Genomic DNA, 23,288 nt, shown 5'->3' with positions numbered 1-23,288 from the left:
GAAGACCTTTGAGTGAAATGAGTTTGGAGAATCTGTCCAGCCAGTATTATGATGTCTTAAAAGAGCTGGGCAACATCGGCGCAGGAAATGCTACAACAGCTCTTGCACAGATGCTTAATACTAAGGTTGATATGTCTGTACCACAGGTAAGACTTCTTGATTTTAAGGACGTCGGAGACCTGATGGGTGGTGCTGAACAGATTATGACAGGCATTTATCTGAGCGTTGAAGGGGACATTAACGGAAGTATTATGTTCCTTCTGGGTATGAAAGCAGCCAGACATCTTGTTAATATGCTTATGGGCATTAAAGACAAGGACGAAACAGTCCCTTTTGATGATACGGAGCTTTCAGCAATCAAGGAAGTGGGTAACATTATTACAGGCTCTTATCTGAATGCACTTTCCATGATTACTAATCTTAAGTTGCTGCCTTCAGTACCGTTTGTTGCCATTGATATGGCGGGAGCAATACTTTCTGTGCCTGCTATTGAGTTTGGTATGATGGGTGACAAGATTCTTCTTATTGAGACAAGCTTTTTTGACACCGAGACACTGAGCGGATATTTCATTCTTCTGCCTGATATGGATGGTTACAGCAAGATACTTTCATCTCTTGGAATGGGAGATGTCACAATTAGTGGATAAGGAGCTAAGTGAATGAGTCAAATAATCAAGGTTGGTATGGCCGATCTTAATATTTGCGTCTCTCCTGACGGTATCACGACACTTGGACTTGGCTCCTGTGTAGGGATTGCTGTAAGGGATCCGGTAACGAAAATTGGCGGTTTGGCACATATTATGCTACCTGATTCTAAAGAAATAAAAAACAATTCCAATATTCCGAAATTTGCGGATACAGGAATTGATGAACTTATAAAGCAGGTAGTGGCTAAAGGTGCCAATAAATCACGCCTTGTGGCAAAGATAGCCGGTGGCGCCCAGATGTTTGCGTTTAATTCCGGCAATGCTACCATGCGCGTGGGAGAACGAAATGTAGCAGCTACGATTAAAAAACTAAAAGAACTGGGTATTCCTATTTTGGCACAGGATACCGGAGATTCTTACGGACGTACTGTTATTTTCTATCCAGAGAACGGCAACTTTGTCATTAGAGCAGTAGGAAAACCGGAAAAGACGATATGAGTGCTGAAGAGATTACTGAAGAGAAAATAGTAGAGGCCAGCGAAGAAAAGCCGGAAGAGAAGAAAAAAGAAAGAAAATTTCATAGGGAGACAAGGGTTATTACCGAAGCTCCTAAGACCAGACTTATTACCGCTTTCGTTATGCTGCTTGGAGGTGGATTCATGGCGATATTCACACTTCTGCAGCATTACGAAATCGGAGCCTGGATTAAAACTCTTCTTTTATCATTGGCTGTTTTTTTCGTGGTGGGTAGATTTTTTGAGCTGATTGTCAGTCATTTTGACAATTTGAACAGAGCCAAAGAAGATGCAATTCTTGTTCAGGAAGAGGCTATAGCTCAAAGAGAAGCCGATGAACTTGCTGCTGCCGAAGCTGAGGCGCAGGCCGAAGCTGAGAGGCTGGCTGCTGAGGAGGCTGCTGCTTTGGCAGATGAAGAAACAGAAAACCAAAATACACCGAATGAGTATAATCCATTCGGAGAAAGCGATGATTTCGTAGTCGGGGAAGACTTTTCGGAATTTTGACAGGGACTGTTAGCTTATGGATGAGACTGGAAGAAGTAAGCTTTGGAATGAATATCATAAGAATAAAGCACCTGAACTTAGAGAGAAGCTTATTTTGGAGTATGCTCCGCTTGTGAAACTGGTGGCGGGGCGACTTTCCATGTACCTTGGCTTCAACGTTGAGTATGACGATCTTGTTGGGTATGGTATTTTTGGTCTGATTGACGCCATAGATAAGTTTGACCTTATGAAGGATGTCAAATTTGAAACCTATGCAAGCGTCCGTATAAGAGGTGCGATTCTTGATCAGATAAGGAAGATGGACTGGATTCCCAGAACCATCCGCCAGAAGCAGAAAAAAATTGAGGCGGCGATACATGAGATTGAAAAAGAACAGGGGCATCCTGCGACTGATACGGAGATAGCTTCGAAACTCGGTATTTCCGATGATGAGTATGTAAACTGGCAGAATCAGATGAAGGTTACCGGTGTTGTTTCTCTCAATGAATTTATGGAACAGGGAAGCGATGTTCCGGAGGATACCAATAATCTTGCCTCGAGTTTTGAAAAACCCGAGGAAGCAATTGAAAAAGAAGAACTTAAGAAGATGCTTGCCGAAAGTCTGGCTCTTCTTACCGATAAAGAGAAGAAAGTTATTCTTTTGTATTATTACGAAGAACTGACACTAAAGGAAATAAGCAATGTGCTTGAGGTTTCCGAGTCCAGAGTTTCACAGTTGCATACGAGAGCTCTGCAAAAAATGAGAGAAAAACTCGGAAAGTACATGGGCATACTTACACAACTTGGCTAAAGGGGCTAATTGACAGGAGGGTATGAATGAACGGTTATTTTCAACTAATCACTATGCCCACTACGACCGGTATAAAGGTTTTTCCGCCTACAGATTTCGGAGAAGCCCTTCAATATGATGATATCAAGGAATACCTTGATGAAAGATCAATAAGCTATAGACCACAAGTGCTGAACGAGGCTGTTACGCAAGCGACAGGAGAGCTTGTTGTTTTAAACGACAACGCGGCTTTCCCGGAAAGAGAGAGCTACAGGCTCACTATTTCCCGTGACCGTATGGAGGCCTCGGCATTTTTTTATGCGCCTTCCGAAGGTGCAGAGGAGATGAGCCCTAAGGAGTTTATCGAAGATCTTGCGTACAGAAATATTGTATTTGGGATAGATTCTGAAGCTATAAGCAACTATTTCTCTGATAGAGAATATTGCAAGGAAATCGTGGTGGCAAAAGGGTCAAAAACAAGAGAAGGGACCAATGCGAAGGTTGATTATACTTTCAAGACGGATTTGCATGCGAAACCCACTATGCGTGAAGACGGTAGTGTTGACTATTTTAATCTGAATATTATTAACCATGTACATAAAGGCGAGCAGCTTGCCATACTAACGCCCGAAGATCCCGGAGATCCCGGACAGAATATTTATGGCGAGATTTTGAATCCTCATCCCGTAAAGGCATTAAAGCTTGTTCCGGGCAAAAATACTTATCTTTCCGAGGATGGGCTCGTTTTGTATGCCAATGCAGATGGGCATGTAACTCTGAAAGACGGTAAAGTTACGGTAAGCAACGTTATAGAGTTTGAAAACGTTGATGTCTCGACGGGAAATATAAATTATGACGGAAGTGTGGTAGTAAAGGGAACTGTAGCTTCAGGTTTTTCGATTAAAGCAGGTGCCAATATTATCGTGAAAGGTGTTGTTGAAGGTGCCAGCTTAAATGCCGGAAGCGATATTATTCTGGAACGCGGCATTAACGGTATGGGTAAAGGAGAAATAAAAGCCGGAGGTAATATTGTTACCAAGTTTATTGAAAATTCGAAAGTAACAGCGAAAGGAAGTGTTACAAGCGAGAGTATCCTTCATTCAAATGTTTCTTCCGGAACGGAAATCAATGTTTCCGGTAAAAAGGGATTTATTGCAGGCGGCAGAGTTACAGCTACTGATAAGATAACCGCGAAGGATCTCGGAAGCGATATGGGTGCCACAACTATTATTGAAGTCGGTGCAGACCCTAATATCAAGGTAAGGATAAGAGAGCTTCAAAAGGCGGTTGCAGATTCTACTAAGCGTCTGGTTACAATAAAGCCGACTGTAGAATCTATTACAAAAAGACTTAAAACAGGTGGACAGCTTTCACCGGAACAGACCAGGCAGGCCCAGCAGCTTATCACTATGAATAAAGTTCTGGTATCTCAGATTGAAAAGAACAATAAGGAACTTGAGCAACTTCAGCAAAAGCTTGCCGATTCAAAGGATGCTTACGTCGTAGTTGAAGGCACTGCTTATCCGGGAATTACAATTCATATCGGAGATCAGCAGACAACACTTAAAACAGAATCTACCTATTGTAGGTTTGAACTTAGGGATGGATATGTAAAAACCGGGCCAATATAATGTTTTTAGCGTTTTGGTACGATATAATAATTATAGAAAGGGGAGATATATTGCGGGAGAAGGGAGGTAAATATGTCGATTAACAGAATTGATTTCCAGGGCAATGTTTTAAGAACCAACGATTTTTCACAGATTAAGCAAAATGAAGACAACAAAGTCTTCACTGATCAGAATGCCTTCCAGACTGAATTCAACAAAGAAGTTGATCAGAAATCCAATTCTGTGATTAAGAAAGAAGATGTCTCCCAGCAGGAAAAAGAAAAACACGATGCCAAAGAAAAAGGAAAAAATGAGTACTTTGGAAATGGCGGAAAAGGTAAAAACAAGTATAGAACACCCGAGGAGCTTGAAAAACTGTCGGAAACCCTTATAGGGTCTGATGGAAAGCCTTTGGATATGCATATTTCCTCGGGGTTTGACTTCAAAATCTGAACACTTTATAATACTAGATAGTGTATTTCGTTACGGAGGAGCGGGATACTTTTGCTCGAGTGGGGATGTTATGATAAGTGTCACGGAAATAATTTTAATCGCCGCCGGAGTCCTGGCGGTTATAATAGGGTATCTGATTCCGGGTGGCAAAGAGGCAGACGGTTTCGATTTTGACAGAACCAATCAGAAGATAAATGATATGGTTTCCAAAGCAATCAAGAATTCTCAGGGACAAATCGATGAGATGCTTGATGATTGCATGGAGGAGGCAATTAATAAGGCCGAGCGTGCAATGGACAGGGTAACCAACGAGAAGATGTCTGCCATAAGCGAATATTCAGATACTGTCATGAATGATATCCATAAAAATCATGATGAAGTAGTTTTTATGTATGATATGCTTAATGACAAGCACAAGAACCTCAAAAACACTGTTTCTGAGGCTAATCGTGCTACCAAGGAAGTAAAGGAAGCAGAAGCTAAAAGGCAGGCTGAGCTTGAGGAAGAGGCCAAAAAACAGGTTGAACTGGAGGCTCAGGCCAGAGAACAGGCTCTGCGCGAAGAGGAAGAAAGAAGACAGGCAGAGCGTGAAGCGGAAGCGCGCAGAAGAGCTGAGATAGAGGCTGAAGCAAAAAGAAAAGCAGCTGAGGAAGAAGCAAGACTACGCGCTGAGGAAGAAGCCGCAAGACAGGCTAAGTTACAAGAAGAAACCGCAAGACAGGCCAGATTACAGGAAGAAGCAAAGCAGGCGGAGATTGAGGCAGGGGTGCAGGAGGAATCAGCACCGCAGTTTTCATCACTTGCCGATATTCTTGACAGAGCTGATGCTGTTGCAGCTAAAAAGACTCAGAACAGAGTAATAGGTTCGGAGCCTGAAAGCGCAGCCCAGGCTATGCCGGAAGAACTGGAGTATTATGATAACGAGCCAATGGAACTTCGTTCACAATATTGGCCGGATTCAGATGAGAATAATTTTCTTGATGATATTGCTGATGAGGTTATTGAGAACACTCCCCTCGTACAGCCTGAAATTCAGACTGCTGTTGCTGTAGATGATTCTACTGAACAAATCCCGATGGAAGAGGTGCCTGCTCAGGTTGAAAAGCCTGCGAAGGTAGTTTCGATTTCTGATGCTACAAGGAAAAAGACTATTGAAGAGGTGGTTGTTCCGAATAATGATGTAATAAGTGATCCCGCTTCAAGAAATCAGAAAATACTTGATATGCATAAGGCAGGAAAGTCAGCGGTAGTCATTGCGAGAGAACTGAGACTTGGCATAGGAGAGGTTAAGCTTGTAATAGATCTTGCCGGAAAACATAAGAAAAACCGCAGTTCAATAATGTAACAGCGGTTTTGGGGGAATGAAAGAGTTATCATGAAACTAAAATATTATTTAAGGGGACTTGGTCTCGGAATTGTCCTTACAGCTGTGATAATGGGTATTGCGCTTGGAAAACGTACTGCCAAAATGAGTGATGAGGAAATAATAAAGAGGGCTAAGCAGCTCGGGATGGTTGAAGCCGAAAGTACGTTGTCAAGCTATTCGGAGACGGCTAAGAATTCGGAGGTAATCGATGAAGCCAATAACACTGCATCCGATTCGCAAGTGGATGAAAAAGGAGAAGAAATATTTGAAGAAATCCACGAAGACGAGTCTGCAGCAGGTGAATCAGTTCCTGAAGTGGATGAAAAGACGCAGGAGAGCGAACCGACTGGAGAAAGCAGTGAAAGCATTTCAGCCGAAGAAGATGTTAAGCTCGCTTCGGATAACGCTTCTGAAACAGCTTCCACAGAAACTCTTCAAGCCGAAGAAACAGGAGCAGAAACTTCAGAAACAGAAACTTCAGAAACAGAAACTTCAACAGACGAGGCGGAAATTGCTCCGGAAGAAGCCTCAGTAAGTGAAGCTGCTTCTACAAACGATTCTTCAAATGAGAGTTCAGAAACTTCTCAGGTGGCAAACAGCAGTGATACAAATTATGTGGTTGTTGTTTTGCCAAGCGGCAGCGATTCGGATGACTGTGCCAGAATTTTAAGAGAGGCAGGAATTATTACTGACGGAGTTGAGTATAATAACTACCTTATAAGTACCGGGAAGGACAGATTTATACGATCCGGAACGAAACAGATCCCTCGAGGTGCTTCCTTTGAGGAGATCACATCAATAATTACAAAATAAAAATGTCTTGTCAAAAGCCCAAAATCATGGTATTCTTATGAAGCTGTGAGCATTTGGGCTTTTTTATGCCCATTTTTAGCTGACAGTGTAGCAAATAAACACGTATTTCCAGATTTCATCCGGTGTCTGACATGGATAGGGTGATAGCTTTCCAAAGGATTTAACGCCCCTTTGGGTTAAAAGAGCAAAGAAATGCGGAAGATTAACCAAATGGAGGTAATAACATGAGCGTTGTATCTATGAAACAGTTACTTGAAGCAGGTGTACATTTCGGACACCAGACCAGAAGATGGAACCCTAAGATGGCTCCTTACATCTTCACAGAGAGAAACGGTATCCACATTATTGATCTTCAGAAGTCAGTTGTTAAGGTTGACGAGGCTTACAAGGCAGTATTTGAAATCGCATCACAGGGTGGTACAGTTCTTTTCGTTGGTACTAAGAAGCAGGCACAGGACGCAGTTAAGTCTGAGGCTGAGCGTTGCGGTATGTACTATGTAAACGAGAGATGGCTTGGTGGTATGCTTACCAACTTCCGTACAATTCAGAGCAGAATTGATCGTCTTAAGAAGCTTGAGAAGATGCAGGAAGATGGTACTTTCGATGTTCTTCCCAAGAAGGAAGTTGCACAGCTCAAGAAGGAATATGAGAAGCTTAACAAGGTTCTTGGCGGAATTCGCGATATGAAGAGAATCCCTGATGCTATCTTTGTAGTAGATCCTAAGAAGGAAAGAATCTGCATTCAGGAAGCTGAGGCACTTGGTATTACACTTATCGGTATCGGCGATACAAACTGCGATCCTGATGAGCTTGATTTCATCATTCCCGGAAATGATGATGCTATCCGTGCAGTAAAGCTTCTTGTTGGTAAGATGGCTGACGCTGTTATCGAGGCTAACCAGGGTGCAGAGAACCTTACATCTGAGGAGCAGGTTGCAGACGAAGAGGCTGCAGAGGCTACTGAGGAGTAATCCTTATTCAGAATATTATTTGAAAAATATAATTTAAATATCGTGGAGGATAATACACATGGCTATCACAGCAGCAATGGTTAAAGAGTTACGTGAGTCTACCGGCGCAGGTATGATGGAGTGCAAGAAGGCTCTTACTGAGACAAACGGAGACATGGACGCAGCAGTTGAGTTCCTTAGAAAGAACGGTCAGGCTAAGGCTGAGAAGAAGGCTAGCAGAATCGCAGCTGAGGGTCTTACAAGAATCGCAGTTAAGGATGATAAGACTGCAGCAGTTGTAGAGGTTAATTCAGAGACAGATTTCGTTGCTAAGAACGAGCAGTTCCAGACTTTTGTTGAGGCAGTTGCAAAGCAGGCTGTTGAGTCTGATGCTAAGGATATGGATAGCTTCATGGCTGAGAAGTGGAATGTTGATACTTCTAAGACAGTTCAGGAAGCACTTATCGATATCACAGCAGTTATCTCTGAGAAGCTCAGCATTCGTCGTTTCGAGAAGATTACTGCAGAGAACGGTATTGTAGTACCTTATGTTCACGGTGGCGGAAGAATTTCTGTTCTTGTTGAGGCAGATACAGATGTTGTTAACGATAACATCAAGGATGCTATCAAGAACATTGCAATGCAGATTGCAGCACTTTATCCTAAGTATGTTGATATGAACGATGTTTCTGAAGAGTTCAGAAACCATGAGAAGGAGATTCTTCTTGCTCAGGCTACTAAGGAGAATGAAGAACTTCCTGAAGGAAAGAGAAAGCCTCAGCAGATCATCGAGAAGATGCTCGAGGGCCGTCTCCAGAAAGAGCTTAAGGAGATCTGCCTTAACCAGCAGGTTTACGTAAAGGCTGAAGATGGTAAGCAGACTGTTGCTCAGTATGTTGCTCAGGTTGCTAAGGAGAATGGCGCAAACCTTTCTATCAAGCGTTTTGTTCGTTTTGAGACCGGTGAAGGCATCGAGAAGAGAGAAGAGAACTTCGCAGAAGAGGTTGCTAAGCAGGCAGGAATGCAGTAATATTCCTATCAAGTATTAGATTTGATTGCCCTTGCCGTTATATAACGGCAGGGGCGTTTTTATTGAATAATATCGAAAAAGTTTGTTTGGGAGGAGTTATAGATGGGGGCAGTTAATCTTAAAGGTACGGGAAAAGGAATTATCCTTGAACTGGATCCCAAGGAGTCATTTGAGATTCTTGTTAAAGAGATTGCTGACAAGTTCCGTGAATCAAAATCCTTTCTGGGAAAAGCCTCTATGGGGATGATAATAAGAGGCAGGACTCTTTGCGACAAAGAAGAGAATGAAATTCTTGATACTATTTCCAATAATTGCGATATAGATGTGTGCTGTGTTATCAGAGATGATCCGGACACTGACAGAATTTTTGCAAGCTATGTAAAACAACCTGTAATTGTACAACAGGAAGAGGATAGTAAACCGGATGAAGAGCAGTTAGGGATTGATCCGGATATTATAAAAAAACAAGCAGATATACATACGGGTAATCTGAGATCCGGCCAGGACCTTTCTTTTGGCAAAAGTGTAGTAATTCTGGGGGATGTTAAACCCGGAGCATCAGTAAGTTCGGAGGGCAATATTTTTGTTATGGGGGCTCTTAGAGGCAGCGCACATGCAGGAAGCACAGGCGATGAGAGTGCTTTTATAATGGCGTTGGAGCTTGATCCATTGCAGGTCAGAATTGCCGATAAGATTGCTATTTCTCCCGATTCAGATGAGGGCCCCAGGCTGAAAATGAAAAGTTTTATGAAAGGTCAGACTGACAAAAAAACCGAGGTGGCATATATTTTAAACGGACATATTGTAAAAGATGTTTACGGCGCAGCATTTTTGAGAGATAATCGTCTTATATAAATTTTCTATGGAGGGTTGTATGGGAGAAGTAATAGTCGTAACTTCCGGCAAAGGCGGTGTTGGGAAAACAACAACTACTGCAAATATTGGTACAGCGCTTGCAAAGCTTAACAAGAAGGTTGTGCTGATTGATACCGATATTGGGTTAAGAAACCTTGACGTTGTCATGGGTCTTGAAAATCGAATCGTGTATAATCTCGTCGATGTTGTTGAGGGAAGCTGTAAGGTGAAGCAGGCGATGATAAGAGATAAGAGATTTGATACTCTTTTTCTTTTGCCGGCGGCACAAACGAAGGATAAGACCAGCGTAACACCTGATCAGATGAAGATGCTTTGTGAGGAACTGAAGCAGGAATTTGATTATGTTATTATGGATTGTCCTGCCGGTATAGAGCAGGGCTTTAAGAATGCTATAGCAGGTGCAGAAAGAGCTATTGTTGTTACTACTCCTGAGGTTTCTGCTGTACGAGATGCAGATAGAATAATTGGTCTTCTGGAAGCTAATGAGATAGGACAGACTCAGCTTGTTGTCAATAGAATAAGACCGGAGATGGTTAGAAGAGGCGATATGATGAGCGCCGATGACGTTGTGGATATCCTTGCTATTGATCTTCTTGGTGTCGTACCGGACGATGAGAATATAGTTATTGCAACCAATAACGGAGAACCGCTTGCAGGTGACAGCACACTTGCGGGACAGGCATATATGAATATATGCCGAAGGATACTTGGTGATTCTGTTCCGTTCCTTGATCTTGATGAGAGAAAGGGATTGTTCGCAGCTATAGCCAGCGTTTTCCATAGGTGATAGGGGGATATGTCATGAATCTGACAGATGTTTTTAAGAAAAAAACTTCCGGTCAGGCAGCCAGGGATCGCCTTAAACTTGTTCTGGTTTCTGACAGGCAGAACTGTTCACCTGAAATAATGGATCGAATTAAAAATGATATAATCGAAGTGCTTTCAAAATATGTTGAAGTGGATAAAGAAGGCCTTGATATTAAGTTTACACAGATGGATACAGAAGGGACAGGCGATGAAAAGAAATGCGTTCCTGCCCTATACGCGAATATACCGATTAAGAATATTAAGCATCAGGTGAAAGTATAAAAATATGAGGATGCGGTCAGCATCCTTTTATTTTTGGAATCAATCATTTAAATTTTGATTATATTTTTTTAAAAAATATTGATTTTGACTGACAATGTGCTATCATAAGATAACAGTATAATTGCTCGCAATTTAATTTGTTGTTATTTGGAGGGAAAAATGAGTAAAGAAAACTTTGATCAATTAAAGCTTGAGAATCAGCTTTGTTTTCCGCTTTATGCTTGTTCTAAGGAGATAATAAGGGCTTATAAGCCTTATCTGGATGAACTGGATCTGACATATACTCAGTACATCACGATGATGGTACTGTGGGATAAAAAGGAGATGAATGTAAAGAGTCTTGGGGAATGCTTATACCTTGACTCCGGTACACTTACGCCTGTTTTGAAGAAACTTGAGAGTAAAGGTTATATAAAAAGAACCAGATCTAAGACGGATGAGCGTAATCTTCTCGTTTCTATTACTCCTGAAGGAGAGGCAATAAAGACTCAGGCAAAAGATATTCCGGGAAAGATCGGAAACTGCGTAAAGCTTTCGGAAAATGATGCTAAAGAGCTGTATAGATTGCTATATTTGATCATTTCGAAAGTTCGCTAAAATTTTTATAAATAATTTGTTTTTTTTATAACAATTTTTTATGAAAAACTTAGTGTTTTGTGGTAGTATATTTAAGGCAACTTTTGCGGTCTTTTGCAAGGGATTTGCATAATATTATCCTGAAAGGGGTGGAGAATCTTTGACTATTTCAATTCTAAAAGCAGTAAGTTTCCTGATTCTTTTTCCATTTGTAATTGCAGTTCTCATGTTCTGCATTAAGAATTCATCACTACTGCGCAATTTTGTTGCAATTGTAGGAGGATTCAGTGTTATGGCTACCGCTATAATGGTAGGCATAAGGGTTCTTTCCATGAAGGGAACTACTCGCAATACATATCTGACTGCGACTGCTCCACATGATCATATTATCATGGGAGGAGAGCTTCTTCTCATGGCAATAGTTGTTTTCCTGAGTATAAAGTATAAGAAGTATTATGCTATACTTTTGTCCATGGTGGGTACAATTCCGGTACTTGCGATGGATTTATCAGGTTATGCGGTAGAGGGAGCGCCTCACTTAAGAGTGGATTTCCTCTCAGCAGTTATGATACTTATTGTTGGTATTGTAGGTATCCTGATCTGTATCTACGCAGTTGGTTATATGAAGGACTATCATAACCACCATACTGAGGTAGAGGACAGATCCAATTATTTCCTGGCACTTTTGTTTGTTTTCGTAGGTGCCATGTTCGGACTCATCGTGTCCGATAATCTCGGATGGATATATTTCTTCTGGGAAATCACAAGCGTTTGTTCATTCCTTCTCATCGGTTATACAAGGACCGAGGAAGCTGTAAACAACAGCTTCAGAGCACTTTGGATGAACCTTCTTGGCGGATGCGGATTTGGAGCGGCGCTTCTTGTCTGCAATCTTGTTCTTGGTATTTCAAACTTAAGTCAGCTTACAGCACTTGTTCCGAGACAGAATATGTTTGTAATGGTGCCTGTAACACTTATTGCATTTGCTGCTCTTACAAAGAGTGCACAGTTCCCGTTCTCAAGATGGCTCCTTGGAGCGATGGTTGCGCCTACTCCCAGTAGTGCACTTCTTCACTCAGCTACCATGGTTAAGATTGGTGTATATATGCTCATCAGACTTTCACCTATGCTTAACGGAACCTTCACAGGTGTAATGATCACTGTTATCGGTGGATTCACATTCTTTGCAGCATCACTTCTTGCTATCACAGTAAGTGATGGTAAAAAGGTACTTGCTTATTCAACAATTTCAAACCTCGGACTTATCACAGCCTGTGCTGGTACAGGTACTACAGAGGGTGTATGGGCAGCTACAATGCTTATTCTTTTCCACGCTGTATCAAAGTCACTTCTGTTCCAGACAGTCGGCGATATCGAGAACTGCATGCACAGCCGTGACATTGAGGATATGCATGGTCTTATTATCAAGCTTCCTAAGCTTGCATTCATAATGATCATCGGAATTTGCGGAATGTTTATGGCTCCTTTCGGAATGCTAGTTTCAAAGTGGGCTGCTCTTAAATCATTCGTTGATTCAAACTCTGTATGGCTTGTTCTTTTCCTTGTTTTTGGTTCAGGTTCAACATTGTTCTACTGGGCTAAGTGGCTTGGAAAGATTTGTACTGTTATTCATCAGTCTTATGAGCTCGAGGATATTACTCCCAAGAGTGAGATGATTTCACTTGTACCGCTTACTATGATGATCATTATTATGTGCTTCGCTTTCCCGAAGATGTCTGACATCATGGTTCAGCCCGTACTTAATGAGGCATTCCACAAAAATATTCCCAATGTTATCGGTGGCTCCGATGTCATCATAATGATGATCATGGTAGCCATGATATTTGCTATTCCTATAGGAAGCCGAATACTTGCCATTGGTAAGAAGAGTAAGATGACTATGTCCTACGTTGCCGGTGTTAATGCAGGTGATGACCGTAATTATATTGACTCTTTCGGAAAGGCAAGACCTCTGTATATGTCAAACTGGTATATGACAGAATACTTCGGAGAGGATAAGCTTCTTGTTCCCAGTATTGTGATTTCTGCAATAATCGTAATCGTAATGCTGATTATAGTTTGCGGAGGTGCTTTCTGATGATTATGACAGTGATTAAGGTTGTTCTTTATATTTTACTTGCACCCATCCTGGGTGGACTCATGGAAGGTGTTGACCGTGTCGTATCAGCCAGAATGCAAAGAAGACAGGGACCTCCGCTTTTCCAGCCGTTTTATGATGTTTATAAGCTTCTTGCGAAGCAGACCACTGTTGTTAACAGTATTCAGGTTCTCTTTGTGATTGCTTATACAATATTTACTATTTTTACAGGTGCACTTTTCTTTGGTGGCGGTGATATGCTGCTAGTATTCTTTGCTCTGTCAATGTCAGAGGTTATGATGGTTCTTGCTGCATATTCAACAAACGGCCCTTACAGTGCACTTGGAGCAAACCGTGAGCTTTTGCAGATGATGTGTTATGAGCCCATGATTCTTTTGGTTGCCATTGGTTTTTATGAAGCAAACGGAAGCTTTATGGTAAATGATCTTATTCATGCTGCAAACCCTGCAATCATTAAGATTCCCGGAATGCTCATCGGATTTTTGTTTATACTTACAATCAAGTTTAGAAAATCTCCTTTTGACATGAGTACCTCTCATCACGCACACCAGGAGATGGTTAAGGGTCTTACCTCTGATATTTCAGGTACGAACCTTGCTTTCTATGAGATAGCGGAATGGTATGATGAAGTCCTTATGATGGGTATCGTTGCTATGTTCTTTATTTACAACAATCCTATCAGTATCGTTTGGGCTGTTATAGCATGCATAATATTCTATCTCATGGAGACACTGATAGATAACATATTCCCCCGTGTTAAATACATGGCAATGCTTGTTTCCAGCTGGGTAGTAATTCTTGTAACAGCCGGAACAAACCTGCTTATCTTAAGTGTAATTAAGTAAAAGGAGAAACTATGAAAATTTCAAAATCACCCTGGGTGTTACATTATGATGGATCCAGTTGCAACGGATGTGATATTGAGGTTCTTGCAACAATGACTCCACTTTATGACGTTGAAAGATTCGGAATTATAAATACAGGAAATCCCAAGCATGCTGATATTCTGCTTCTTACAGGCGGTATAAATGCTCAGACAGCACCCGTAGTAAGACAGCTTTATAACCAGATGCCGGATCCCAAGGTAGTTATTGCCTGCGGAATTTGTTCCTGTGACGGTGGTATCTTCAAGGAGTGCTATAACATTCTCGGAGGTTCCGATAAGGTAGTTCCTGTTGATGTATATGTTCCCGGATGTGCAGTAAGACCAGAGGCACTTATTGATGGTGTGGTTAAGGCACTTGCCATTCTTGAGGAAAAGAGAGTTAAGGTTAAGGAATCAATGAAGCAGGGTTACTGCACAGTTGATTACAGTAAGATTGCAGTTCGTATGAAGGCTGAGGATTATGATCCGGCTACGCAGTATGATGCAGTTTTGACAGAAGAGGCATTAAGAGAGCAGGCAGAGGCCAAGATGGCACAGACAGCAAAGCCTGCACCTAAGCCGGCTGCACCCGCTGCTACAGCTCCTGCGAAGGCAGCTGCACCCGCAGCACCTGCAACGGAAACGGCTGCGCCTAAAAAGGATGAAGGAGGAAACGCCTGATGAATACAGAATTTAAGATTGTTAAGGCGGAGGAAGTCATCGACGAGGCGCAGAAGCTGAAGTTTGATGGTTACCATCTTATGCAGCAGTGTGCTACAAAAACCGCTGAAGGCTATGAACTTGTATACAGCTTTGGAAAGGCACTTGAGGTATTACAGGTCAAGATAATCCTTGAGAATGATCAGCCCATAAACAGTATCAGTCATGTTTTTCCCTGTGCTTTTCTTTATGAAAACGAGATGCATGATCTGTTCGGAATAGATATTCAGATGATCAGTCTTGACTACAAGGGTAATTTCTATAGAACAGCTATAGAAACTCCATTTAAGTAACTTCCTTGTGATTAGTTTGTATTAATAACGTAAATAGAAAGAGGAGATTCTATGTCAACTAGAAGTGTAATTCCTTTCGGACCTCAGCATCCTGTTTTGCCGGAGCCCATACATCTTGATCTGGTACTTGAGGATGAGAAGGTTGTCCAGGCTATTCCTTCCATTGGTTTCATCCATCGTGGTCTGGAAAAGCTTGTAGATAAAAAAGATTTTCATGAAATGGTATATGTAGCAGAGCGTATCTGCGGTATCTGCTCACTTGGTCATGGACTTGGCTATTGTGATGCTGTTGAGCACATTATGGACCTTGAAGTGCCAGACAGAGCAAAGTTCCTTAGAACAATGCTTTCAGAGCTTAGCAGAATGCATTCACATATGCTTTGGCTTGGACTTCTTGCAGATGCATTTGGTTTTGAGTCATTATACATGGAGTGCTGGAGAATCCGTGAAGAGATTCTTGATATGTTTGAGATGGCTACCGGTGGTCGTGTTATCTTCTCCATAATGAAGATTGGCGGACTTCGCCGCGATATTCCGGACGATATGCTCAAAGATTTCAGACAGAGACTTGATAGTATTGAAGAAGGCCTTAAGATGGTTAGCAAGCCTTTCTTCGATGATGTTGCTGTTAAGAACAGACTTGTAGGTGTTGGTATCCTTACTCCCGAGAAGGCAGATCTTCTTGGTACAGCAGGTCCTTTCCTTCGTGCAAGTGGTATTGCAAGAGATATCAGATCAACAGGTTATTGCGCATATGATAAGATTGAGTTTGAGCCTATCATCAGCACAGATTGCGATTCTTATGCTCGTACAGAAGTGCGTATCAAAGAGCTCTATCAGTCAATTGATATTATGAGACAGTGTATAGATAAGATGCCTGCAGGTGAGGTTGATTTACAGGTTAAACCTAATCAATTGCCTAACGGTGAGTACATGGCAAGAATCGAGCAGCCAAGAGGTGAAGCTCTTTACTATGTAAAAGCGAACGGTACAAAGTTTATCGATCGTATGAGAGTTAGAACTCCCACATTTGCAAATATTCCTGCACTTGTTGATATTCTGGCAGGATGTGATTTTGCAGATGTTCCGATTCTCGTACTTACCATAGATCCTTGTATCAGTTGTACAGAACGCTAACGCTTATTTAGAAAGAAGGTAGAGAGATTTGAGTCTAATAAATTTTAACGGTACAGTATTAAAAAATCTGTTCTCAAAACCTGCGACTCGTAAATATCCTTTCGAGCCAAAGGTATATCCTGAGCGTACTCGCGGTCATGTACAAAACGACATGGACGTGTGCGTACTTTGCGGTCTTTGCTCCATAAAGTGTCCGACACATGCGATAACTGTTGATAAAACTGAGAAGACCTGGTCAATCAGACCTATGAGTTGTATTCAGTGCAGATGCTGTGTTGATAACTGTCCGAAGAAATGTCTGTCTATGGACACTCACTTTACAGAGCCCGGAACTGAAAAGGTTACCAAGACGTTTAAGCAGTCAGAAAAGGCTATTGCAGCTCAGGAAGCACTTATGAAGGCAGCCAAGGAACGTGCGGCAGCCGCAGCGGCAGCAAAGGCAGCTGCAGCAGGAAACGCAGCACCTGCAGCAAATGCAGCATCCGCAGCTAATGCAGCTCCTAAGCCCCAGGCACCTGCAGCAGAGAAAAAGGACGAATAAAAATGAAAGCACTTATCCGTGTTACAGGGGCTGTCCAAGGCGTTGGTTACAGACCGTTTGTAGCAGAGCTTGCAAATAAATATGAGCTCAGAGGAGAAGTGAAGAATCTTGGTGGTATAGTGGAAATAACTGCTGAGGGTGATGGTGATAAGATTAGTTCATTTGCAGATGAACTTAGGACTAATTCACCGTCGGGAAGTATTGTTTTAAGAGTATCACTCGATTATTCAAAATGTAACGAACCGGAAGGTCAAATTGACCATTCCGGTTTTCGTATTGTAGAGAGCAGCGGAGAATTTGATAAAAATTATTTGCCTGTATTTCCACCGGACATAGGTATATGTCCGACATGTATGAAGGAACTTCTTGATAAAAAAGACAGAAGGTATCGGTATCCGCTCATAAGTTGTGCTTCCTGCGGACCAAGATTCAGTATATTAAAAGAACTTCCCTATGACAGAGAGACGACCACAATGGACGTCTTTTCAATGTGCCCGGTTTGTGAAAAGGAATACAGAAGTGGGAGAAGAAGACATGCCCAGACCATATCCTGTCATGACTGCGGCCCTCAAATCGTTTTCAGGAGCGGAAATGATGGTGATTTCTTCGAAAAAGAAGATGCTTTGTCACAGGCGACACGGGTTATTAGAGATGGCGGCATTATAGGGATAAAAGGTATAGGCGGATATCAACTTGCCGCAAGTCCATATAATTACGATACGGTAAAAAGACTGCGTCTGCTTAAGGGAAGAGAACAAAAGCCATTTGCAGTTATGTTTGATTCAGTTCGGAAAATAGAGCAGTTCTGTTTTGTTTCGGAACTTGAAAAGAAGTATTTGGAATCTTCGGCAAGACCTATAGTTCTTTTGGATAAAAAAGAGGATCCTTTTGCGGAAAATGTATGTGGAGATTCAAGGCAGATAGGTGGATTTTTACCTTCATCGGGGGTTCACAGATTACTTACTCTTGAACTTTCCGAACTTATCGTGACAAGTGGCAATATTTCCGGGGAACCGATGATAACAGATGATACGGTTTTTGCTGATAAATTTATGGATAGCATTGACGGGATACTCTATTATGAGCGTGATATTTTGAGACCGCTTGATGATTCAGTTTTACAGATTTATCGATCAGAAGACGGCTATGAATGCCCAAGGTTCATAAGGCGTGCCAGAGGATATGTTCCGCTCCCGATGTTTTTGGAAAAGCCGCTTAAGGATAAAATACTGTATGAGGCATATGGAGCGGATCTTAAGAATTCCTTTGCTATAGGCTTTGGGGATAGAATTATCCAGAGTCAGTTTTTTGGAGATATGGAAGACTACAGTGTCCTAAAGCTTCAAAGAAATGAACTACCGGAATTTGAGAAGATTTTTAGAACTGACAATTTAAGTACTGAAAAGAAAATTGCCATTTCAGATATGCATCCGGGATATCATTCAGCTGTTCTTGCAGATGAGGCTGGTGGGGAGCGTCTGAAGATTCAGCATCATCATGCTCATATTGGTTCTGTCATGGCGGAAAATGCACTTACAGAGTGCATTGGTGTAGCATTTGATGGTACAGGCTACGGTACCGATAATACTATTTGGGGCAGCGAATTTCTTATCTGCAGGAGCGGAGATTTTGAGAGGGCAGGACATTTTAAGAGTGTGAGAATTGCAGGTAGTGATGAGGCTATGAAAAATGCGGAAATATCTGCATTTTGCTATCTGTATGATTCAGGTATAGATATACCTGATCATATTCTGAATGAGTCGGAAAAAGGGTTATTGAAGGCAGCGCTTCAAAATAATATAAATGTACACAAAAGCTCAGGAATGGGACGGCTGTTTGATGCTGTAAGCTGTATTCTCGGAGTATGTAATTACAATTCCTATGAGGGTGAGTGTGCTATAAAGCTTCAGAATAAGGCTGAGGATTATTTGAAATCCCGGAAATCTGATGATATTGTCAAAAACCTTCCGATTTCAGAGCTGATCAGGATTAATTATGATAATGAAGAATACATTCCTGATATGCAAAAGCTCCTTGGGTATCTGACTGATAATGCCAATAGAAAGGATACCGGCATGCTCGCATATGCCTTTCACAATGTGATAGCGCAAATAACTTTAAGAGTATGTCTGAAACTCAGAGAAATGACAGGACTTAACAGCATATGCCTTTCTGGCGGAGTTTTTACCAATAGGGTTCTTTTGTCATTATGTGAAAGATTACTTGTAAATGATGGTTTTGTGGTATACTATAACCGCGTTTTTCCTACAAATGATCAGGGAATAAGCGCAGGTCAGATATATCTGGCAGACTTAAAGGAAAAATTAAATTAGTATTTATAATATTTGAAAGGAATAATTATGTGCGTAGCAATACCCGGTCGTATTACGCAGCTTAACGGAACAAAGGCAACTGTGGATTTTTCGGGCAACACGGTTGAGGCAGAGGCAGGACTTGTAAAGGTGAAAATCGGAGACAGAGTTCTGGTACATGCAGGCTGCATAATTCAGACAATGAGCGATGAAGAAGCTGATGAGATAGAAGAACTTTTCCGGGAAATAGAGGATATTCAGATTTAATTTATGAATAAATTAGAGCTTATAAAGGAAAAACTAAAAAATTATGACGGCGAAGAGCTCCGTTTTATGGAAGTTTGCGGAACTCACACTGCGGCTATTTCTGAAAATGGTATACCGGGGATGATATCGCCCAAAATCCATCTGATATCAGGTCCCGGATGTCCGGTATGTGTTACTGTCACAGCAGTAATTGACAGGCTTACAGAGCTGGCACTCACTGACAATACTACAGTGCTTACTTTTGGGGATCTTATAAGGGTAAAAGGCTCAAAGATGAGCCTTGCCGATGCGAGGGCAAACGGTGGCAGCGTCGAGATGCTCTATTCTCCGATGGATGCTGTGAAAATGGCAAAGAATAACCCTGACAGGAATTATGTTTTTGCAGCTATCGGATTTGAGACTACAACACCTGTCTACGCGATGGTATTAAAAGAAATAATTGCGCAGGATGTGCATAATTTTAAGCTTTTGACATCCCTTAAGACTATGCCCCAGGTGATAAGATGGGTTTGCAAAAATACCGATAATATAGACGGATTTCTTGCTCCCGGACATGTAAGTGTAATTACAGGTTCGGACCTGTTTAAAGAACTTTCAGAGGAGACAGGGCTTCCGTTTGTTGTAGCAGGTTTTGACGGCCAGGGACTCTTGGCTGCTGTATATGCTCTTTGCGGAATGAAGGGCGAAAGCGGAATAAAGAATGTATATAAGAGTGCTGTCACTGAAAAAGGAAATGAGGAAGCAAGAAAAGCAGTAAGCGAATTTTTTGAACCCTGTGACGCTTCATGGCGCGGAATGGGAATGATTCCCGGATCCGGTATGAGACTGAAAAAGGAATATAGCGAGTATGATGCCGGAAGCTATGGTCTTGATGAGGATCATATGCCGCCGGGATGCAGCTGTGCACGGGTACTGACCGGGGAGATATCTCCCGATGAATGCCCGCTGTTTGGAAAAAAATGTACGCCTGAGGATGCTCACGGTGCATGCATGGTCTCAACAGAGGGAAGTTGTTACAACTATTATATTTCAGGCAGAAAGAAGAGATAAGGAATAAATATAGATGAAAGTTACAATGGCACATGGAAGCGGCGGTGCTTCAACAACTGAACTGATAGAAAACATATTTGCCAAACATTTTAAGAATGAATATCTTGATCAGATGGAGGATTCCGCAGTTGTTCCCGGAAGCGGGAGACTGGCGGTTACTACAGACAGTTTTGTTGTAACCCCGTATTTCTTCCCGGGCGGAGACATCGGAAGACTATCCGTATGCGGCACCGTTAATGATTTGCTTATGAGCGGTGCTGTTCCCAAGTATCTTACCTGTGGATGTATCCTTGAGGAAGGAATGGATCTGGATGATCTTGATAAGATAATCGAATCCATGGCAGCTACAGCGAAAGAAGCAGGTGTCACCATAATAACAGGTGATACAAAAGTTGTGGAAAAGCGAGGGGATTTTGGCGGAATAATGATAAATACATCAGGCGTCGGTTTTATGCCCGAGGGTGTTTCACTTTCACCTTCAGGACTTAAAGAGGGCGATGTAATCATAGTATCCGGTAATCTCGGTGACCACCATGCAGCAATTCTATCGGGCAGAATGAATATAAAAAATAATATTAAGTCCGATAATGCACCTCTTTCCGAGATGTGCCGCTCACTTATAGATGAGAATGTAAAAGTACATGCCATGAGAGATGTGACAAGAGGTGGTCTCGGAACTGTTTTACATGAGTTTTCGAAGGCTTCAGATTGTGAGATAAATATATATCAGGATAAACTGCCTGTTAGTGGAGAAGTCGGGGATTTTTGTAAAATGCTCGGACTTGATCCGGTTTATATGGGAAATGAAGGGAAGATGATCTGCGTGGTTTCAGGTGACGACGCGGATAAGGCACTTTCTATCATAAAGTCATCAAAATATGGTGAAAATGCAACTATTATCGGAGTGGTCAAAAAAGCCGATAATTCAGGTGTAATACTTCATACATCAATCGGAGGAACAAGACTTATCGGGCCACTGTATGGTGAGGGACTTCCGAGAATATGCTGATAGGACATAAAGCGTAAATTGCTTTGTAATTTGAATATACTGTGATATAATGCACTATATGTTGTGATTTGAAAGTGGCTTTTGACATATTTGGAGTTTAATATGAAATTTACAAGAGTTAATAAGGACACTGTTAACTGCATAATTACAGAAGATGATATGGACGAGCAGGGACTTCGTCTCGAGGATCTTTTTGATAAGAGCCAGGAGGCTATGGATTTCCTACACGAAGTTATGGAGAAAGCAGCTGCTGAGGTTGATTACAAGCCCCAGGGAGCTTTTACACCCATGCAGATAACCGTCCTTCCGGACCATTCAATATCGCTTACTCTTTCCGAGAACACGGAGGGAGCTTTTGCAGATATGCTTAAGAATTTAACTGAAAAAGCGGGGCTGAGATTTCCCAAGAATTTCCTGGAGGAACTCGGTGATGTTCCAGAGGAAGACAGAATTCCCAAATTGAGTGAATATCTTCAGAGCCTTAAGGATTTCACCAATTCAGTTAAGAATATGGTGGAGAAGACTTCATCCGATATGAATGATAAAGAGGATGACAGTATACCGGTAAAGAGAGGATCTGTACGACAGACCAGAATAGAAAACAGAGACGAAAAAAGGGTATCTGAAGAACTTGAGAAGATCGGCTTTAAGACTTTTGTCTTTTCAATTAAGGATTTGAGGACAGCTATTTTACTAAGTAAGCAGATTCCCGATGATGTTGTCATGGGCAGTACATTGTATAGAAATCCTTCCGATAATATGTTTTATATGGTATTTGACCGAAAGGATGAAAATGCAAAAACATTTGCTGCAGTTTTCTCTGTGTGCTACGAGTTCGGCAAATTTGTAACCACGAAGAACAGTATAATCTGTCATATGGATGAGAACTTTGATACTGTTCTTAACGGGGATGCAATAGAGAGACTCCGCAGTTTATAACTTTCGAAGAAGGACCACTGCATTTATAAATGAGTTTTACCAAAAGGGACGACTTCCGATGAAGGACGTTCCTTTTTTATACTATGAAAACCACGAATATATTCTAAGAACAAAGAAAATATGGAAGAGATTAGATTAAATAAATATATTGCCATGTGCGGTGTATGTTCACGGCGGGATGCTGACAAGCTCATAGAGGAAGGAAGAATAACCGTCAATGGTAAGCAGGCTCAGTGCGGGATGAAGGTTAGCGATGAGGATGAGATTCTGTGCGACGGTGTTTTGATATCCCGATTTGGTGATAAAATTGTTATTGCGTATAATAAGCCTGTGGGCGTAGTTTGCACTGAAAAGGATGAACATGCAGAGAGAACAATAATTGAGGATCTCGGTTTTGACAGACGTGTGACCTACGCAGGCCGCCTGGACAAGGATTCTGAGGGGCTTATGATCCTTACGAATGATGGGGATCTTATTCAGGCAATGATGAAATCCTGCAACGGCCACGAGAAGGAATATGTCGTTGAAGTTGATAAATCCATTACGGAAGAGTTCCTAACTGATATGGAAAAAGGGGTTTATCTTAAAGAACTTGATAAAACGACAAGACCCTGTAAGGTGAAAAAAATATCTGAGAATTGTTTTGGAATAATACTAACTCAGGGGCTGAACAGGCAAATAAGACGAATGTGCGACGCTTTCGGATATAGTGTTGTCAGGCTGAAGAGAGTGCGCATACTCAATATTGAGCTGGGTGAGCTTGGGTATTCAGAGCATCGTATGATTGAGGGCGATGAACTCAAAATGCTCTATGAGCTTGCCCGGAAGAATTAGT

The 23,288-nt window shown here is 41.7% G+C and carries 26 protein-coding genes; all 26 read left to right on the top strand.

Annotation, left to right across the window (positions count from 1 at the left end; all coding sequences use genetic code 11):
* Window positions 1-8: 8 nt before the first annotated feature.
* The gene (locus BLR42_RS09355; RefSeq protein ID WP_091868500.1) at window positions 9-647 is read left to right on the top strand and encodes a chemotaxis protein CheC; all 639 of its coding nucleotides are present in this window, start codon (window positions 9-11) and stop codon (window positions 645-647) included.
* 12 nt (window positions 648-659) lie between these two features.
* On the top strand, window positions 660-1,145 hold the full coding sequence (locus tag BLR42_RS09350; protein WP_022760144.1) for a chemotaxis protein CheD: 486 nt from the start codon (window positions 660-662) through the stop codon (window positions 1,143-1,145).
* Entirely contained in the window at window positions 1,142-1,669 is a 528-nt protein-coding gene (locus BLR42_RS09345; protein ID WP_022760143.1) for a hypothetical protein, read from the top strand. Before BLR42_RS09350 ends, BLR42_RS09345 begins: the two co-directional genes overlap by 4 nt.
* A gap of 16 nt (window positions 1,670-1,685) precedes the next feature.
* Window positions 1,686-2,459: a FliA/WhiG family RNA polymerase sigma factor gene (locus tag BLR42_RS09340; protein WP_022760142.1), complete on the top strand. Its 774-nt coding sequence runs from the start codon at window positions 1,686-1,688 to the stop codon at window positions 2,457-2,459.
* A gap of 26 nt (window positions 2,460-2,485) precedes the next feature.
* Window positions 2,486-4,069 (top strand): FapA family protein, encoded by a 1,584-nt coding sequence (locus tag BLR42_RS09335; protein WP_091868498.1) that lies wholly within the window; start codon window positions 2,486-2,488, stop codon window positions 4,067-4,069.
* A gap of 72 nt (window positions 4,070-4,141) precedes the next feature.
* Window positions 4,142-4,501: a hypothetical protein gene (locus BLR42_RS09330; RefSeq protein WP_091868495.1), complete on the top strand. Its 360-nt coding sequence runs from the start codon at window positions 4,142-4,144 to the stop codon at window positions 4,499-4,501.
* Between the two features lie 70 nt (window positions 4,502-4,571).
* Window positions 4,572-5,846, top strand: a complete 1,275-nt coding sequence (locus tag BLR42_RS09325) for a DUF6115 domain-containing protein (RefSeq protein WP_091868493.1) — start codon at window positions 4,572-4,574, stop codon at window positions 5,844-5,846.
* 30 nt (window positions 5,847-5,876) lie between these two features.
* Window positions 5,877-6,680, top strand: a complete 804-nt coding sequence (locus BLR42_RS09320; RefSeq protein WP_091868491.1) for a hypothetical protein — start codon at window positions 5,877-5,879, stop codon at window positions 6,678-6,680.
* 224 nt (window positions 6,681-6,904) lie between these two features.
* Window positions 6,905-7,651: a 30S ribosomal protein S2 gene (gene rpsB, locus BLR42_RS09315; RefSeq protein WP_091868489.1), complete on the top strand. Its 747-nt coding sequence runs from the start codon at window positions 6,905-6,907 to the stop codon at window positions 7,649-7,651.
* A 58-nt stretch (window positions 7,652-7,709) separates the two neighbouring features.
* Entirely contained in the window at window positions 7,710-8,660 is a 951-nt protein-coding gene (gene tsf / locus BLR42_RS09310) for a translation elongation factor Ts (RefSeq protein ID WP_091868487.1), read from the top strand.
* A gap of 102 nt (window positions 8,661-8,762) precedes the next feature.
* Window positions 8,763-9,515: a septum site-determining protein MinC gene (gene minC / locus BLR42_RS09305; RefSeq protein ID WP_091868485.1), complete on the top strand. Its 753-nt coding sequence runs from the start codon at window positions 8,763-8,765 to the stop codon at window positions 9,513-9,515.
* Window positions 9,516-9,534: 19 nt separating this feature from the next.
* Complete coding sequence (gene minD / locus BLR42_RS09300) at window positions 9,535-10,323, top strand: septum site-determining protein MinD (protein ID WP_022760134.1); 789 nt, start codon at window positions 9,535-9,537, stop codon at window positions 10,321-10,323.
* Window positions 10,324-10,337: 14 nt separating this feature from the next.
* Window positions 10,338-10,625: a cell division topological specificity factor MinE gene (gene minE, locus BLR42_RS09295; protein ID WP_091868483.1), complete on the top strand. Its 288-nt coding sequence runs from the start codon at window positions 10,338-10,340 to the stop codon at window positions 10,623-10,625.
* Between the two features lie 159 nt (window positions 10,626-10,784).
* Window positions 10,785-11,222 carry a MarR family winged helix-turn-helix transcriptional regulator gene (locus BLR42_RS09290; protein WP_091868481.1) on the top strand — a complete coding sequence of 146 codons (438 nt, stop codon included), beginning with the start codon at window positions 10,785-10,787 and terminating at the stop codon, window positions 11,220-11,222.
* Between the two features lie 139 nt (window positions 11,223-11,361).
* Window positions 11,362-13,299, top strand: a complete 1,938-nt coding sequence (locus BLR42_RS09285; protein WP_022760131.1) for an NADH-quinone oxidoreductase subunit 5 family protein — start codon at window positions 11,362-11,364, stop codon at window positions 13,297-13,299.
* On the top strand, window positions 13,299-14,165 hold the full coding sequence (locus BLR42_RS09280) for a respiratory chain complex I subunit 1 family protein (protein ID WP_091868479.1): 867 nt from the start codon (window positions 13,299-13,301) through the stop codon (window positions 14,163-14,165). Before BLR42_RS09285 ends, BLR42_RS09280 begins: the two co-directional genes overlap by 1 nt.
* Before the next feature lie 11 nt (window positions 14,166-14,176).
* Window positions 14,177-14,866, top strand: coding sequence for an NADH-quinone oxidoreductase subunit B family protein (locus tag BLR42_RS23905; protein WP_091868477.1), 690 nt, complete (start codon window positions 14,177-14,179; stop codon window positions 14,864-14,866).
* The gene (locus tag BLR42_RS09270) at window positions 14,866-15,198 is read left to right on the top strand and encodes an NADH-quinone oxidoreductase subunit C (RefSeq protein ID WP_026497412.1); all 333 of its coding nucleotides are present in this window, start codon (window positions 14,866-14,868) and stop codon (window positions 15,196-15,198) included. The genes BLR42_RS23905 and BLR42_RS09270 overlap by 1 nt, the downstream gene beginning before the upstream one ends.
* A gap of 51 nt (window positions 15,199-15,249) precedes the next feature.
* Window positions 15,250-16,335 (top strand): hydrogenase large subunit, encoded by a 1,086-nt coding sequence (locus tag BLR42_RS09265; protein ID WP_022760127.1) that lies wholly within the window; start codon window positions 15,250-15,252, stop codon window positions 16,333-16,335.
* A gap of 28 nt (window positions 16,336-16,363) precedes the next feature.
* Entirely contained in the window at window positions 16,364-16,876 is a 513-nt protein-coding gene (locus tag BLR42_RS09260; RefSeq protein ID WP_242876577.1) for a 4Fe-4S dicluster domain-containing protein, read from the top strand.
* Window positions 16,877-16,878: 2 nt separating this feature from the next.
* Window positions 16,879-19,209 (top strand): carbamoyltransferase HypF, encoded by a 2,331-nt coding sequence (gene hypF, locus BLR42_RS09255; RefSeq protein ID WP_091868475.1) that lies wholly within the window; start codon window positions 16,879-16,881, stop codon window positions 19,207-19,209.
* Between the two features lie 27 nt (window positions 19,210-19,236).
* Window positions 19,237-19,455: a HypC/HybG/HupF family hydrogenase formation chaperone gene (locus BLR42_RS09250; RefSeq protein WP_022760124.1), complete on the top strand. Its 219-nt coding sequence runs from the start codon at window positions 19,237-19,239 to the stop codon at window positions 19,453-19,455.
* A gap of 3 nt (window positions 19,456-19,458) precedes the next feature.
* A complete protein-coding gene (gene hypD, locus BLR42_RS09245; RefSeq protein ID WP_091868474.1) occupies window positions 19,459-20,505 on the top strand; it encodes a hydrogenase formation protein HypD in 1,047 nt (348 codons plus the stop codon).
* A 13-nt stretch (window positions 20,506-20,518) separates the two neighbouring features.
* The gene (hypE, locus tag BLR42_RS09240; protein WP_091868473.1) at window positions 20,519-21,514 is read left to right on the top strand and encodes a hydrogenase expression/formation protein HypE; all 996 of its coding nucleotides are present in this window, start codon (window positions 20,519-20,521) and stop codon (window positions 21,512-21,514) included.
* Window positions 21,515-21,616: 102 nt separating this feature from the next.
* Window positions 21,617-22,453, top strand: a complete 837-nt coding sequence (locus tag BLR42_RS09235) for an adaptor protein MecA (RefSeq protein WP_091868471.1) — start codon at window positions 21,617-21,619, stop codon at window positions 22,451-22,453.
* Window positions 22,454-22,573: 120 nt separating this feature from the next.
* Window positions 22,574-23,287 (top strand): pseudouridine synthase, encoded by a 714-nt coding sequence (locus tag BLR42_RS09230; protein ID WP_091868467.1) that lies wholly within the window; start codon window positions 22,574-22,576, stop codon window positions 23,285-23,287.
* Window position 23,288: the final 1 nt, after the last annotated feature.

The sequence above is a fragment of the Butyrivibrio sp. INlla16 genome, from assembly GCF_900104155.1.
Classification (GTDB): Bacteria; Bacillota; Clostridia; order Lachnospirales; family Lachnospiraceae; genus Butyrivibrio.
The sequence above is the reverse complement of the archived record's forward strand: the minus strand, read 5'-3'. Positions and strand labels throughout refer to the sequence as shown.

Bases quoted from the DNA above. Each gene is read 5' to 3' on its own strand.
- BLR42_RS09350 (WP_022760144.1), top strand. From the start codon at position 660: ATGAGTCAAATAATCAAGGTTGGTATGGCCGATCTTAATATTTGCGTC.
- BLR42_RS09345 (WP_022760143.1), top strand. From the start codon at position 1,142: ATGAGTGCTGAAGAGATTACTGAAGAGAAAATAGTAGAGGCCAGCGAA.
- BLR42_RS09340 (WP_022760142.1), top strand. From the start codon at position 1,686: ATGGATGAGACTGGAAGAAGTAAGCTTTGGAATGAATATCATAAGAAT.
- BLR42_RS09335 (WP_091868498.1), top strand. From the start codon at position 2,486: ATGAACGGTTATTTTCAACTAATCACTATGCCCACTACGACCGGTATA.
- BLR42_RS09330 (WP_091868495.1), top strand. From the start codon at position 4,142: ATGTCGATTAACAGAATTGATTTCCAGGGCAATGTTTTAAGAACCAAC.
- BLR42_RS09325 (WP_091868493.1), top strand. From the start codon at position 4,572: ATGATAAGTGTCACGGAAATAATTTTAATCGCCGCCGGAGTCCTGGCG.
- BLR42_RS09320 (WP_091868491.1), top strand. From the start codon at position 5,877: ATGAAACTAAAATATTATTTAAGGGGACTTGGTCTCGGAATTGTCCTT.
- rpsB (WP_091868489.1), top strand. From the start codon at position 6,905: ATGAGCGTTGTATCTATGAAACAGTTACTTGAAGCAGGTGTACATTTC.
- tsf (WP_091868487.1), top strand. From the start codon at position 7,710: ATGGCTATCACAGCAGCAATGGTTAAAGAGTTACGTGAGTCTACCGGC.
- minC (WP_091868485.1), top strand. From the start codon at position 8,763: ATGGGGGCAGTTAATCTTAAAGGTACGGGAAAAGGAATTATCCTTGAA.
- minD (WP_022760134.1), top strand. From the start codon at position 9,535: ATGGGAGAAGTAATAGTCGTAACTTCCGGCAAAGGCGGTGTTGGGAAA.
- minE (WP_091868483.1), top strand. From the start codon at position 10,338: ATGAATCTGACAGATGTTTTTAAGAAAAAAACTTCCGGTCAGGCAGCC.
- BLR42_RS09290 (WP_091868481.1), top strand. From the start codon at position 10,785: ATGAGTAAAGAAAACTTTGATCAATTAAAGCTTGAGAATCAGCTTTGT.
- BLR42_RS09280 (WP_091868479.1), top strand. From the start codon at position 13,299: ATGATTATGACAGTGATTAAGGTTGTTCTTTATATTTTACTTGCACCC.
- BLR42_RS23905 (WP_091868477.1), top strand. From the start codon at position 14,177: ATGAAAATTTCAAAATCACCCTGGGTGTTACATTATGATGGATCCAGT.
- BLR42_RS09270 (WP_026497412.1), top strand. From the start codon at position 14,866: ATGAATACAGAATTTAAGATTGTTAAGGCGGAGGAAGTCATCGACGAG.
- BLR42_RS09265 (WP_022760127.1), top strand. From the start codon at position 15,250: ATGTCAACTAGAAGTGTAATTCCTTTCGGACCTCAGCATCCTGTTTTG.
- hypF (WP_091868475.1), top strand. From the start codon at position 16,879: ATGAAAGCACTTATCCGTGTTACAGGGGCTGTCCAAGGCGTTGGTTAC.
- BLR42_RS09250 (WP_022760124.1), top strand. From the start codon at position 19,237: ATGTGCGTAGCAATACCCGGTCGTATTACGCAGCTTAACGGAACAAAG.
- hypD (WP_091868474.1), top strand. From the start codon at position 19,459: ATGAATAAATTAGAGCTTATAAAGGAAAAACTAAAAAATTATGACGGC.
- hypE (WP_091868473.1), top strand. From the start codon at position 20,519: ATGAAAGTTACAATGGCACATGGAAGCGGCGGTGCTTCAACAACTGAA.
- BLR42_RS09235 (WP_091868471.1), top strand. From the start codon at position 21,617: ATGAAATTTACAAGAGTTAATAAGGACACTGTTAACTGCATAATTACA.
- BLR42_RS09230 (WP_091868467.1), top strand. From the start codon at position 22,574: ATGGAAGAGATTAGATTAAATAAATATATTGCCATGTGCGGTGTATGT.